The sequence below is a fragment of the Solemya pervernicosa gill symbiont genome (assembly GCF_002020875.1).
Classification (GTDB): Bacteria; Pseudomonadota; Gammaproteobacteria.
The window spans coordinates 114,647-127,987 of sequence record NZ_MPRL01000001.1; the positions used below are offsets into that span (position 1 = coordinate 114,647).

At 54.7% G+C, this 13,341-nt stretch carries 11 protein-coding genes; 2 read left to right on the plus strand and 9 right to left on the minus strand.

Annotation, left to right across the window (positions count from 1 at the left end; all coding sequences use genetic code 11):
• Positions 1-7: 7 nt before the first annotated feature.
• From BOW52_RS00550 to BOW52_RS00590, 9 genes are all read right to left on the minus strand, one after another.
• The gene (locus BOW52_RS00550; protein ID WP_236725590.1) at positions 8-1,174 is read right to left on the minus strand and encodes a hypothetical protein; all 1,167 of its coding nucleotides are present in this window, start codon (positions 1,172-1,174) and stop codon (positions 8-10) included.
• A 109-nt stretch (positions 1,175-1,283) separates the two neighbouring features.
• Positions 1,284-2,006 carry a c-type cytochrome gene (locus BOW52_RS00555; protein ID WP_078482119.1) on the minus strand — a complete coding sequence of 241 codons (723 nt, stop codon included), beginning with the start codon at positions 2,004-2,006 and terminating at the stop codon, positions 1,284-1,286.
• Between the two features lie 141 nt (positions 2,007-2,147).
• Positions 2,148-2,483, minus strand: a complete 336-nt coding sequence (locus BOW52_RS00560) for a c-type cytochrome (protein ID WP_078482120.1) — start codon at positions 2,481-2,483, stop codon at positions 2,148-2,150.
• A 106-nt stretch (positions 2,484-2,589) separates the two neighbouring features.
• Positions 2,590-4,896, minus strand: a complete 2,307-nt coding sequence (gene nosZ, locus BOW52_RS00565) for a Sec-dependent nitrous-oxide reductase (protein ID WP_078482121.1) — start codon at positions 4,894-4,896, stop codon at positions 2,590-2,592.
• Between the two features lie 212 nt (positions 4,897-5,108).
• On the minus strand, positions 5,109-5,810 hold the full coding sequence (locus BOW52_RS00570) for a sulfite exporter TauE/SafE family protein (protein WP_078482122.1): 702 nt from the start codon (positions 5,808-5,810) through the stop codon (positions 5,109-5,111).
• A gap of 3 nt (positions 5,811-5,813) precedes the next feature.
• Positions 5,814-6,848 carry a 4Fe-4S binding protein gene (locus BOW52_RS00575; protein ID WP_078482123.1) on the minus strand — a complete coding sequence of 345 codons (1,035 nt, stop codon included), beginning with the start codon at positions 6,846-6,848 and terminating at the stop codon, positions 5,814-5,816.
• Positions 6,845-7,681 carry a hypothetical protein gene (locus BOW52_RS00580; RefSeq protein ID WP_078482124.1) on the minus strand — a complete coding sequence of 279 codons (837 nt, stop codon included), beginning with the start codon at positions 7,679-7,681 and terminating at the stop codon, positions 6,845-6,847. The genes BOW52_RS00575 and BOW52_RS00580 overlap by 4 nt, the downstream gene beginning before the upstream one ends.
• An 18-nt stretch (positions 7,682-7,699) precedes the next feature.
• Positions 7,700-9,982, minus strand: coding sequence for a TonB-dependent receptor (locus BOW52_RS00585; protein ID WP_078482125.1), 2,283 nt, complete (start codon positions 9,980-9,982; stop codon positions 7,700-7,702).
• Positions 9,983-10,184: 202 nt separating this feature from the next.
• Complete coding sequence (locus tag BOW52_RS00590; RefSeq protein ID WP_078482126.1) at positions 10,185-11,045, minus strand: TonB family protein; 861 nt, start codon at positions 11,043-11,045, stop codon at positions 10,185-10,187.
• A gap of 359 nt (positions 11,046-11,404) precedes the next feature.
• Between BOW52_RS00590 and BOW52_RS00595 the strand changes: the two genes are divergently transcribed.
• Positions 11,405-12,484 (plus strand): hypothetical protein, encoded by a 1,080-nt coding sequence (locus tag BOW52_RS00595; RefSeq protein WP_078482127.1) that lies wholly within the window; start codon positions 11,405-11,407, stop codon positions 12,482-12,484.
• Positions 12,477-13,205, plus strand: coding sequence for a hypothetical protein (locus tag BOW52_RS00600; protein WP_135621893.1), 729 nt, complete (start codon positions 12,477-12,479; stop codon positions 13,203-13,205). The genes BOW52_RS00595 and BOW52_RS00600 overlap by 8 nt, the downstream gene beginning before the upstream one ends.
• Positions 13,206-13,341 lie beyond the last annotated feature (136 nt).

Genomic DNA, 13,341 nt, shown 5'->3' on the forward strand with positions numbered 1-13,341 from the left:
GTAACGGCTATTCACCCTCGCGGAACTGCTTGCGGCGGATAAGAGCGGCAATCGCCAGCGCCAGCGAGGAGAGTACCATCAGACCGAAGCCAATATAGGGATAGGAGTGAGTGGCGAACTGCGCCACCTTGCCCTGTCCGAAGACGGTCGGCATGAAGGGTTTGACCGTGAATGCACCCATCTCGTTCATGTTGTGACCAAACCACCAGAGCCAGGCGGCATAGTCGATGATGAAGAAGATCGGTAGGGCGATCGGTACCGCGACCAGTAGCCAGTAGAGCGGTTTGATATTTTTTGCAGCTCCCCAAAGCAGTAGCAGCATCGCGCCGACCAGCACAACAAAGACGCCATGCACCGCCAGTTTGAGTTTGCCCACCATCGGGGTGATCTCTTCGGGATTGTTGAAGTAGCGCCCCAGGGTCTTGGTGTAGTGCCAGCTGATGACCTGGAAGCTACTGCCATTCCACTCCTCGCCAGTACCGCGTTTAGCGATATCGGTTTCGAAGTTGGTCTTGAGTTGCCCAAACATCAGCTCCTTCTCGCTGGATTCATCTGTTTTCGATGCGGTTTCGTCGACATCGACGCCCGAGGCAGCCAACGATTGTTGCATCCGATCGATCAGTGCCTGGGCCGGTGAGACCTCGATCTCCTTACTAGTATCCTGATCGAGTGCGGTGACCAGTGCGGTGAGATAGCCAGCACTCTGCAGTGCGACACCATTGTTACCGTAGATGGTGGCGTACATCCAGCCGAGTAGGCCAGCAAAACCAACTGCCATCAGTGCAGTGCGCACCCTCGGTTTGGTACAGATAAAGCCGATCAGCATGATGATGAGGAAACTGATCAGAAATTGTGAGTAACCACGTTCAACCGGTCCGCCGGTCGAGATCGGGTACATGCCGACGTAGTGGTTGATGGTGTCCATCTCATGCACACAGTCGAGCGCCTCATCCTCCTGGATCTCTGCCTTCTCCACCATTTCACAGCCATTAAAGACGCCGTTCATATGGAAGTGGATACGAACCCCGTCAGGGAACGCTTCGGGTGGATAGTTAGGTGCGGTGAGCGATACCCACCAGATCGGCACGAAGTAGATCATAGCGAGCATCGCGATTGAGATCAGGCTGAGGCCGGCTACGATAAAGGTCTGTTTCTGTGATGCACTGTTTTGCATGACGGTCGCCATTCCGCTCGCCACCACAGTCGTGGCGTGAGCGTTCAAAGAAAAGGGTGTTGGGTAGAGTACGCGCTTTAGGCATTAGCCTAAAGCGCGTCACTGCCATTCAATCGAAGTCTGGGTTCATCCAGTCAGCCGAGGGTGCGAGATCCTCCTTCGGTGGCTTTTGGCGTGATACGTAGTCGATAACAGCAACCATATCCTTGTCGGTGAAGCCCTTGATCTGCTTGACCATGTCTGGGTTGGCGTTACGACGCTTGCCGTCACGGATCCACTCAAACTGACGCAGCATGTAGTTGTAGTGCTGCCCCTGAATTCTGGGGTAGTACTTCTCCTTGATGCCTTCACCGTTGTCACCGTGGCACTTCACACAGTTGTCCTTGTAGAGCTGCTCGCCCAGGGCCAGATCGGTGCCAGGGCCGACGCCGTTTTCAGGATTCATCGGAATCTTCTCGATGTAGGCGACGACATCGGCCAGCGCCTGTGCATCACCGATCGACTCAGGCAGTGCAAAGGGGTACATGGTTGGGTTGTCACGGTTGAGTGCGCGGATATCAGCCAGCTGCTTGATCAGAACCTCTTTATGCTGACCGGCCAGCTGTGGGAAGGTACCCTCTTTGGTACCCCAGCCCTCGGGAAGATGGCAGGCAGCACAGACCTCGTAGACGTCCATGCCGTTATCAAGGTCGGGCGTCAGGTGCATCGCCTCATCCTGCTCGCCACCACCCACGTTCCAGCCAGCTGCGGCTGGACCAGCCGCGGCGACAGGGCCTGCAGCCACACCCATGGCGACAACCAGCGCGCCAACTACCGATTTAGTGCCTTTCATAACTTCTCTCTAACAATAGCGTTGTATTCATGATTGGGTCTGGCGATCTCTGCCGTAACCGAATCGATCTCTGACTGCCATTCTCGCTATCCCGTCGAAGATGGCATTGATATTAGTCAAATCTGATATTCAACGATAACGCTACGGCGCCATGGTTGAGATGTATTTGGCCATTGCCGCCATCTCTTCGTCGTTGACCAGGTGCATGATGCCCTTCATCGCAGCGGTCATGCCGTTGTTGCGTGCGCCGCTCTTGATGTCTTTCAGCTGCTGTAATACATAGGCCTCATTCTGACCGGCAATCTTTGGGTATTGGGGCAGAATGGTGGTCTTGCCATCCTTACCGTGACAGGCGGTACAGCCACCCTTGGCAGGATTTTTAAATAGTGCTTCACCATCGAGGGCCATGGCGCTGTTGCTTACACCGAGTCCGAGCAGCAGAGCCGCCAGAGTCGCTTTTATAGACATGTTTTTCATGAGGAATCTCCAGATCTTTAGGGAAAAAGGGGGAGGTGCAATACTGCTCCTCCCCCTTTAGTTGGGTCAATATCCTGTTTGTCGTGGTATCACTACCACTCAGTGGTTATTTGACCTTTTTAGCACCATTTTGTTCCAGATAGGTCTTGGCACGCAGACCGAGGTCCGCTGTCTTAACCTGATACTGCCACCACTGGTTGGCCCAGAGCATGGCATTCTGCCAGTCTTTCTTGGCCGCAGCCGCTTCAGCCTTCTTCTTCGACTCATCGGCGAATCCGAGCTGATCGGTTGCATCCTCAACCAGTGCCACAACAGTAGGGAAGTCCTTGTAGTTGTGGCTGGTGATGAAGCCTACGACCTGATTGATAACCGCCTGGGTATCGACGTTGGTCTTGACCTGCTTGTTGTAGTCGGCCTGAGTGTAACTTACACCCTCCTGCATAGTAGCACCGGTGGACTTGTAGCCCTTCGGTTTAACTAGCAGATAACCTTGCATCTCCAGATGGAGTGCCGAGCAGAACTCGGTGCAGTAGTAAGGATAGACACCCTCTTTCTCAACGGTGAAGGTCGCTGAAGCGGTCTTACCGGGTTCGATAGAGAGCTGTACGTTCTGGCCGTTAAGTGCGAAGCCGTGAACCTCATCCTGAGCACGCTCAAGGTTGGTGAAGTGCATCTTCACAGTATCGCCCACCTCAGCCTCAATGATTTCAGGGGTGATGTGTGAACGGATGGTGGTACCGAAGACCTCAACCGTGCACTTGCCGCTGGCGTCACAGTTACGCACCGTCTTCTCACGACCCGCGCGGGTCTTGTAAGGAGAACGCTTGTCGGTACGGCTATCCCAACCAGACTTGTAGCGTACGGCAGGTTTCAGCTTGTCGGCTGCAATAGCGACCACGTAGTGGGGTTCGCCCAGTGGCAGTGGCATATCGTAGAGCAGCTCCATCTTCTCGCCGCTGATATCGATCAGCTGGTGGTTCTGCGGATGCAGCGGTCCAACCGGGTTGAAGCGATCGATTGAGAGCTTGTTGAGAGAGACGAGGTACTTACCGTCAGGTGACTTGGAATCGCCCTCCATGGTCATCAGATGGCCGATGTTGTAGTGGATGTTGATTTGATCCAGTACCTTGCCCTTACAGTAGTCCCACTTGGTAACCATTGAATCGACGTAGATCGAGGTGTAGGCGACACAGGGCTTGGAGTCGTACTGGGTATGTAGTGGTCCCAGACCGACGTTAACCTGCGTATGCAGTACATCCTTCATCGCGATGATCGGTAAACCGTAGGGATCGTGGCTCTCGAACTTCTTGGCCTTGATCGCTTTCATGATCTTGTCGAAGCTGTAGACCCATGCATGGCTATCGAGCTTACCGGAGACGGTGATCAGCTTGCCGTCAGGGGTAACGTCAACACCGTGTGGGCTCTTAGGCTCGGGGATCAGGTAGAGCAGACCCTCTTTAACCGCCTGCTTCATGGAGATCAGGTAGCTGCCCTTGACCTTCTTGACCTTACCGGCCTTGACCAGTTCAGCGGCCTTCTTCCAGTTGGTTACGTGCATGAAGTCGGTATCTTTCGAAGAACAGCCCGCCTCAAACGGAGGACGGCCGCGCTCGATACCGCCGACATAACGCTCAGAACAGAAGGAGTTGGTAAAGCCCCAGCCATAGCTTGGACCCTTACCGGCATCGGAGAGATCCTGACTGTAGGGAGGCAACTCGAAGGTGAAGGACTGCTCAGGGTCGAGACGACCCTTCTTGTCATCGAACTTCCAGTAGGTGAGACCACCGCGGTACTTGTCGTTGAACTCCTCAAGCGGAACGAACTCATCGGTCAGCGGTGCAGCGTACTGGGCTGGGTCCATGACGTATTCGGTGTTCGGGGTGACAAAGGCACCACCGTGCGCCGATTTGAAGAAGGGATTGACCACAATCTGCTTGGTCTCGAAGTCGTGCAGATCGATCACAGCGATACGTGGGTTGGCTTTGTCGTTGATGAAGAGATAGCGACCATCATAGTCACCATCGGTCTCGGAGATCGCCGGGTGGTGGGTGTCGCCGTAGGTGATGTCCTTGCCGTTGATGCGGCCCTGCGCCAGTACTGCCTTCGACTCATCGTCGAAGCCGTAACCCTGCCAGGGCTCGGGGGTGAAGACACCAATGTATTTAAGGATACGCATCGAGGGGATGCCGTAGACGATGACCTGACCACTCTGACCACCCGAAGCGAAGGCCAGGAACTCATCGCGGCCGCCGGTTGGGGTGTAGGTCTTGGCAGCTGCCAGCAGATCTTTCTGCGTCAGGCCACGCTTTTTCATTACGTCATCGAGGGTGCTGGCCGTGGCGCTACCACCGGCTGTCAGCGCGATGCTGAGGCCCGTGAGCAGCGGTACGAACCGCTTCATCAGTTGTTTCATTATTTTTCCTCTACCAATACTAAGAAAACGAGAAGTTCAATCGCCACATTGCGCCTTTAGCAGCGCTTATTACATTGATCCGTGTCAATTATGTTCGACAAAAACAACACGAATGTGTGATATCACGCAGTTTAGTCCAGATGAACTGGAAATGAAGATACCTACAAGGTGGTAGTTGGCGGGTTATCTGGTAGCAGATAAATAGGCGTGGCTTAAGGTGAGATCCAGCCCATCAGCGTAGCGCTGCCGAGCAGCATCAGCAGTAGCGCGGTAATCCGTTCCAGGTGGTGCTGCCAGTTGGCGAGGTGGTGACGAATCTCATCACCAAAACGCGACAGCAGCCAGCCAAACAGCAGGCCGGGGAACACCACGGCACCGAGGCCGAAGCCGAGCCCCAGCCACATACCTTTTATAGGGTCGGCAGTGGCCGCAGCAGCGACGGCAATGGTGCCAAGCGGCAGGCAGGGGTTAAGTGCCATGCTGAATCCCATGCCAAAGAGGCCGAAGGCGAAGCGCCGATTCGACTTCTCCGGGGTAGTGGTCGGTATGGCGACCTCAACGGAGTGTTCAGCAGCGGGTGTGCGACAGCAGTGGCTACGGGCTGAGCGACTGCGATAGAGCAGCCACAGACCGACCGCAATCGTCACTCCACCGAGGATGATGGAGGCGCTGCCACCTTTTAGGGTATCGGTAATCTGTGCGCCAATCAGGCCCGCCGCCGTACCGAGCAGCGCATAGCTGAAGATGCGCCCGGCAGAGAAGGGGAGGATGGTGCCCCAGCGCCCCAACCGCTCACTCTCACGGCTGAGAAAGATCGGCCCGAGGTAGGGTAGGCAGGCGATATTGCAGGGGCCGGCGCCGTAGCTGAAACCGATCAGCAGCGCCGCAGCGAAGGTGATCTGAACCGCTTCCACGTTTTACGACTCGCTCTTGCCAAACCAGCGGCGGAAGGTGCTCTTCTCCCAGCGATCCTGTGCCTTTTTGCGTGCCTTGAAGTAGTCGGGGTCGGCGCGGAAGATCGGCAGGGCGGTGTACTTCATCTGCAGCACATCCTTGTCGGGGCAGAACTCGACGCAGCGGCCGCAGAGGGTGCAGTCGGCAAACAGCACATCCTTTTTGTCCATCTCGGTGTGGATCTCGCGGATATCCATCGGGCACGCCTTGGCGCAGAGGCCGCACTTATCGCAGCGCGGTTTGCTGTTCTTCACCAGCCGTACAAAGCCGATCTTGCGAAACACCGCGTGCATCGCCAGCATCGGACAGATGCGACAGAAGGGCTGGCGCACAGTCAGTGCCAGCGCAATCATCAGACCGAAGAGGAAGGTGGCGATCAGTGAGATGATCATGTAGCCGTCGTTGGTGGTGTCGACCACTAGCTGCGAGGTGTTGCCAGTAGCCAGGGTAGTGAGGATGCGGCTCGGGCAGATGCTGCAGAAGGGGCTACCAAGCTCATGACCGGTGATACCAAAGCCGGTCAGCAGCGGGAAGGTGAAGACCAGCAGCACCAGCAGCAGCCACTTCCAGGGGCGGATGCGGTCGACGGTGCGATCGGACAGTGAGGTGTCACGCTGCAGCCCCAGCTTCTGCCCCACCATATTGACCAGCTCCTGGAAGAAGCCGAGTGGACAGATCCAGCCGCAGAACGCCTTGTTGAGAAAGACGAAGAAGAGCATGAAGGTGAGCAGGGTGATCAGCGTTGGCATGATTGCGGTGATGACCGCGCCACCCGCCGCCAGTACCGGTGCGACGCGGTGGTCCATCTGATGCTGCAGGGGGATCAGTGCGCAGTAGTCGGCGGTCTCGGCGTCGTAGGCGCAGGCGAGTACCGGGAAGGCGTTGCTCAGCTTGTCGGCGGCGTAGAAGCCGACGACGCTGGAGCCGTAGACGAGAAAGATAAAGGCACTAAGCTGGACCAGCTTGCGCAGGGTGGAGAGGTTGATCACGCTGTTCATGATTTTTTCGCCTTCTTATTCTCTGCATCGTTACGACGACGTGTGACTAGCAGCCCGGCCGCAAAACCACCGCCCAACATGAAGAGCGCCACCCCGTTCGACTGCCAGTGGCCAGGGTCGACGCGGTAGTCGGCGGTGAGGTTAGTGCGGTAGAGACGACCGTTATCAACGTGGCCGGTACGGACGATGAACTCACCCTTGGGGTTGTTACTGTGCCCCGGCATCACACGAGAAAAATCGTCGGGGACGGGGAAGCTGACGCTACCCTCGGCATCACTGGTCGATTCGAGTGTGGTGCCGTTGGAGCTGGTTAGTCCAACCCACGCCCCAGCCAGCGGTTCACCGTTGAAGGTAATGGTGAAGTTGGCTGTTTGATTGCCGGTATAACGCCAATGTTCGCGCGGCAGTGGATCGGGCACGATCTCCAGCGGTGTCTTGGTCAGTGCGGTCAGCTCCGAAGGTGAGTGGCCGGAGGGCTTGCCGCGCATATATCTATAGCGCAGTGCCGATTCGTGCAGTGTCTGGCTGCTGCGGGTGGCGAGAACGGCGTGGTAGTTATCGATACCGGTTTTGGTCAGTTCCACCTTACCCTCAAGCTGCTCCAGCTCCGACAGCTGTAGCGTGGAACTCCACATCTGCAGCTCGGCCGCTTCGCTATCGTCGAGATAGAGCGCCACTGGGCCGCGACGGCTGTGTCCGCCGTGGCCGCCCTGCGCCATGTTATGTGCACCGGGTGGTTTGGGATTCCAGCGCAGCTCCGCCTGGGCGCTGCTGGCGAGCAGCAGGCCGATCAGAAGGCTGCTGGTTTGTAGCGTTATTGATCGGTAGGTCACGCGAAAGGCTCCTTGCAGTTAGAAGGTCAGGCTCAGACCAGCGCTGACGGTGATGCCCTGGTTGACCACCAGAGAGATATCTTCCTCGTCGTAGACGCCATCCTCGTTGTCGTCGTTATCAGCGCGTGCGGTGTTGTAGTACTCCTCGTCGAAGAGGTTGTCGACACGACCGAAGATCGAGAGCTTGGTGGAGCCAAACTTACGATCATAGTTACCGAGCAGGTTGAACGTAGAGTGACCATCCATCTCCAGCTGATTGAGCTCATCGGCGAAGTAGGAAGAGGTGGAGTCGAACTCGCCACTGATGGTCAGATTCTCGGTCGGGTAGAAGGCCAAGATCAGGTTGAGGTGGTGGTTGGGGGTGCGCGAGATATCGTTACCGGTGTTATCTAACGCCTTCTGGCAGTAGTTCTGGCCGCTGAAGGAGACGTTAGTCCAGGTACCATCAATACAACCGCCCGGAGCGAAGCCGTTGGTATCCATCACCGAGAGAACATAGTCTTCGTAGTCGGTGTACTCGGCATTAAGATAGGTGTAGGCGAGATCCCAGCTTATCCACTTCGCCGGTTGTGCGTTGATCGAGAGCTCGACGCCACGGTGGCGAGCGTTGCCGACATTTTCGAACTGGTTGGTGAGGCCGGTTGTGTAACGTCCGTTGCTCGCCTCAATGAAATCCTCACGCTCGATCTGGAACAGCGCTAGGTCATACTCCAGCGAGCCGAGTGCATCGAGCTTGCCGCGCAGGCCGATCTCCAGGTTGAGTGCCTGCTCGGGATCGAGGTCGGGATTGGGGTTGGTGCGCATGGTCGGCGAGCTGATACCGATAAAGAGCTGCTTGACAGTTGGTGCGCGGAAGCCGGTTGAGCCGTTGGCGTAGAGATCGAGATTATCAGTGACGGCGAAGTTGCCGCCAAGGCGCCAGCTGCCGACCTCGAACTGCTCGTCATTCTTGGTAGAGGTCCAGGTGTAGGTTGCAGGGGGTGGTCCAGGATTCCGTTCCCATTCCGCAGTATTTCCCTCGAGATCGATCAGGTCGGCGCGACCGTTCATGGTCAGGGTGAGGCGTTTGGCGGGGCGGACCTTGAGCTCGCCGTAAAAAGCGTAGACCCCCTCGCTGGTGTCGCTCGTCGAATGAACACCGCCGATGCCGGCGCTGGCACAGTTGGTGTAGCTGCCGATGTCGGCACAGTCGAGGTAGTTGACTAGCGCATCGTAGCTGTTAGCGCGCAGGTCGGTGCCGATCATCCACGCGGCGCGTTCGCCGGGGTGGCGATACTCAGCCTTGAAGCCACGCTGTACCTGGGAGTAGTCGTTTGTGTAGCCGTAGTCGTCCTCGGTGCTGTCGACCGGTGCGCTGTTGTACTTGGTGTCGTCGCTGAACTGGTAGACATTGAGCATCAGGTTCGACTCATCCTCGAAGTCGCTGGCGAAGGTGAGGAAGTACTTCTGCAGCTGTACGTCGAAGTGGTTGGCGTAGTCGTTGTAGGTGGGGTCTTCACTCTGCGGATCGTTGGCGGCGGCGGTAACACCGGCGACAGCTCCGTGGCTGTTCTTTGCGCGATCGGCCAGCTCAAAGCCGAAGGTAAGGTCGCTCATCTCACCGACATAGAGCTGCAGCTTACCGTTGGCGTAGTCCGCCTCAGAGCTGGAATCTTCATAATACCCGTCCACCTCGGTGTGGGAGAGCTGCAGATGGCCGCTGCCGAAATCGCCAGCAAAGCCGCCGCGCACCAGCCCCTTGAGGCGGCCAAAGCTGCCGCCCTCGACAGAGGCCTTCACGCCCGCCATCTTCGCGCCGCGCTTGGTGGTGATGATGACCGCACCGGCCAGTGCATCGTCACCGAAGAGGTAGGAGGCGCCGCCCTTGACCACCTTGATCGATTCGATGTTGTCGAGATCGATATTGACCTTGCCGGTGCGCTCAAAGACCGGCACACCATCGATGACAACGGCCACGCCCGGCTTCTCGCCCATGAACCCCTGGTTCTCAACACCACGCAGGTGGATCTTCAGCGATTCGCCGCTGCCCCAGTTGGTGGTGATGCCCGGTACCGACTGCAGCAGCTGCTGAATATTGTCGGCGTGGCTCTCATCGACCGTCTCGCCGCTGATCACATTAATATTGGAGGGCTCTTCGCGCTTCGCCTCGAAGCGGTCATCGATGGTAGTCGAGTCGACGTGGATGATGCCAAGTGATTCAGCCGAGGCGTTGAAAGAAAGTGTTGAACCGAGTGCGAGGGCGGTTGCAGCCGAAACAAGGCGCAGCGATTTAGCCTGCGCAGAGGGGTGCGGAAATGACATTGAACTCTCCAGGAATAAAAAAAGGGCGTTCATCCATGAACGTTACTCACCATCCACTGCCGCTCACGCGACAGAATGCAGGACTATGTGAGAGCACGATCTATGCCATCAATTTGGGTGCGGCAATTAAGGGGTTTTGGAGGTTTGGTGTTATGAAAGGTGCGGCATATGACGCAACGAGTGCGTCATATGCCGCACTTTGTTAACGCAGTGCATAGACCATTGAGAAGCTGATAGGCAGTCGCGCTCCGAGTGCCGATGGTGGTTCAGGCAGGGGTCGACTCGACTCGATCGCCTTGCAGGCCGCCTTGTGCAGCAGGCGGTTTTTTCCATCGCAGGAGAGCTCGGTAATCTCACCTCGTTGATCGATCTGAAAGGCGACATCGACCGCCCCCTCGATGCGACGACGACGTGCCGCCGAGGGGTAGAACTTGTTGCTCTCGATATGTTTCACCAGGCGAGCGAGATAGTCCGCCTTGGCGCTCGCCATCTGCTCGGGTGAGGGACCGCTGGAGGCGGGTGGTGGTGCCGCCACAACCGGCTCCGCTGCGGCCACCGCAACAGGCTCGACTACCGTGGCAACCTCAACCGGTTCAAACACCTCGACAGGTACTTCTTCGACAACCTCAACTGGCTCCGCCTCAACAATTTCAACGGGTTCCGGCTCAACAACAGGTTCTGTTTCGACCACCTTCAGCGGCTCAGGCTCCACAATCGGTTCCGGTTCTACAACCGGCATCGGTTTCGGTTTCGGTTTAACCACCGGCTTGGGCTTCGGCTTGGGCGGCTCGACAGGCTTGGGTTTAACCGCCACTGGTTTCGGTTTCGGCGGCTCCACCTCCGGTTTCGGCCTGGGCTTAGGCGGCGGTTTTTTCTCCACCTTGGGAAGCGGTTTCGGGGCCGGTTTCGGCGCCATCAGTTTAATCTTCAGCGTAATCGGTGCCAGCTTCTCGGTCAGATCGGCCCACGGATTTCGTGGCATCTGAACTGCCACGGCGATATGTGCCGCGAAGGAGATCAGCAGCATAATCGTGAAGGCGCGGGTGTCGTTCGGGATCTTCATGGCTCGTCATTATTAGCATGCAGCGTGCCAATGTAACGTGCTATTTATCTAGGAAGGAATAGAAAACTTATTGCATGTCTATTAAGTGTGATGCACAACTAGACTCATGTCGAGATATGTGTGGGCTGTTTATGTGTCGTACTGGTATTTGTGCCAGGCGATATTTTCCTGCACAATCATGAGGGTGTCACACGCATTGGCTGGGTTGTTCGCTCGGTCGTGACGACAGGAATATTTTGTAATTGACATGCAGGCGATTGCCTCATACTATAAGCGCGAGGCCTGTGGCTTGTGACTTGTGACTCGTGACTTGTGACTTGTGACTTGTGACTTGTGATAACGCTGGGTGGATTTTGTGTATGTTTGAAAAGAGAGTTGTGCTTGGGCGATTCGTGTATCTGAGAAAGGATACTGACAGTGAGTTTAAGGGCTTCATGTCGAGGTCGTGGCCTGGCGTAGAGGCAGTAGTTCGTGATTATATTAATGGACAGAACCGTGATCAGGCTGAGGTTTGCGATGGATCTATTGGTTTTAGGGGAGTCATGGCTGTCGTTCAAGCGAATGACACGGTCACACACAATTTTACGACAGCTATCATAAGTTCGAAGGAGCTGAGTGAGGATGTGTTGAATGAGTTTACGAGCACAGAATTTCTAGTGATGTCAAATAGTTTGTCTGGTATTGATCAGGAGAGATCCGTGGCGTTGTTTGCTGGTAATAAACGTACTCAATGCGGATGTAAAATGAGATGTGATGAGCCGGGCCTACGGGTAGTGCAAAGAGTGATGGTAGATCTTTTTGGGTATGAACCGAGCGATTATCTAGAAGATCACCTTTCCAAGATGTTGGTTGTGACAGAAAACACAAAGGGTGGCGTCTATATTTCGCATATCCGCTTCTATGATGAACCGGTGTGTCTGTATTGCTCTGATCCTGATAGCAAAAAGATGAGTTTTTTATGTGCGCAGATTCATCAGATGAATTTGCTCAATAAAGCTACACGGGTGGGTTTTGAAGATGCTGTTGATGCGGTTGTGGTGTTCTCAGATTGGGAAAGAGATAGTTATGCAGGCGATTCTGTGTTGCCTGTCATTTTTAAAAATAACAGGGATGTGCACAGATTCAGTGAGGATGATTTTAAGCTCCTTCTTCTGTACCAGTGGTCAGGAGACAGCCAAAAGGTGGTGACTTCGATTTTGGGGTTGTCGCCTGGTGCTATAAACGCCGCTAGCAATAGATTTAAATTGGCGATTAGGTGTAACTTCGGTACGGTTTTTAGATCAAGGTGTAATAAAGTGATAAATATATCGGCAGAGAAAGGGGCGGGTCTTCGTGAAAAGATATTGCGGCTTAGGCATCGCACGTTAATAAATGAGATGCGGGATATTGTTAAAGATTACTTATCAAAGAAGTGGAAGAAGGATGATGAAGATGAGTGAGATAAAAGGTTTTACAAAGAATGCGATAAATAATGGTGGGGCATGGTCCACTGTTTATACTCTTACTGATGATAATTATCGGTGGATTATTTCTGGTGAGGGGAGTCGATTGATAGACGATTCACTGGTTCTTGATTTATTTAATAGTAGTTATTCAATGACTGCTCTGTTAGCCGGTTTAGGTGGATTAAAGGGGGGGCGTGAATCTCTAAAGGGGGTGACGTTTATGGTTGGTATTCATAAAATTAAACTTAATATCGTTATTAGTAATTACACTTCGTCAAAAATATACGATTCGTCGAGATCAGTCGTTGAGGGGTTGTATGATGACGGTGGTAAGATGATGGATCTGTGTAAGGATTTCGCTGCTTTTCGTTCCCGGTATTTATTGAATAATAGTGAGTCCAAGTATGATGCGTGCCAATACTATAATGTAGATGAAAATCATGTCCATGAGGCAGAAAGTCTGTCCAAGTTCGCACCTGATGGATTTGACGCTAAAGAAATGCAAGTACAGTGCAATATGGTAATGGATTATCATGAGTATGGAGCGATTGCTACAGCTGTTTGTGCGTTCTACGATAAACCGATTTGTCCCGTTTGTTCGAGTGATACTGAGATGAGCGTTATCCATGCAGAAGTAAGAAGGATTAATGGCTTTATGAAGGGGGCGTTGGGTAGTGTTTTGAGTCCTGTTCTTTTCTCGATTAAAGACCTCTGAGGAGGGAAAAGCGATGTGTGAGTTGCGAGAGTGCGCTCCACCGCTGACCGCCATGGATAGCGAAGCGAAGGCGGTTAGTCCGCGATAGTCGACGCCGTCTGCATATTCGTAGTTGAGAGCGCGAGCGAACGACGAA

Excerpts from the sequence above, each read along its gene's own strand:
- BOW52_RS00550 (WP_236725590.1), bottom strand. The coding sequence starts at position 1,174 with ATGCAAAACAGTGCATCACAGAAACAGACCTTTATCGTAGCCGGCCTC.
- BOW52_RS00555 (WP_078482119.1), bottom strand. The coding sequence starts at position 2,006 with ATGAAAGGCACTAAATCGGTAGTTGGCGCGCTGGTTGTCGCCATGGGT.
- BOW52_RS00560 (WP_078482120.1), bottom strand. The coding sequence starts at position 2,483 with ATGAAAAACATGTCTATAAAAGCGACTCTGGCGGCTCTGCTGCTCGGA.
- nosZ (WP_078482121.1), bottom strand. The coding sequence starts at position 4,896 with ATGAAACAACTGATGAAGCGGTTCGTACCGCTGCTCACGGGCCTCAGC.
- BOW52_RS00575 (WP_078482123.1), bottom strand. The coding sequence starts at position 6,848 with ATGAACAGCGTGATCAACCTCTCCACCCTGCGCAAGCTGGTCCAGCTT.
- BOW52_RS00585 (WP_078482125.1), bottom strand. The coding sequence starts at position 9,982 with ATGTCATTTCCGCACCCCTCTGCGCAGGCTAAATCGCTGCGCCTTGTT.
- BOW52_RS00590 (WP_078482126.1), bottom strand. The coding sequence starts at position 11,045 with ATGAAGATCCCGAACGACACCCGCGCCTTCACGATTATGCTGCTGATC.
- BOW52_RS00595 (WP_078482127.1), top strand. The coding sequence starts at position 11,405 with ATGTTTGAAAAGAGAGTTGTGCTTGGGCGATTCGTGTATCTGAGAAAG.
- BOW52_RS00600 (WP_135621893.1), top strand. The coding sequence starts at position 12,477 with ATGAGTGAGATAAAAGGTTTTACAAAGAATGCGATAAATAATGGTGGG.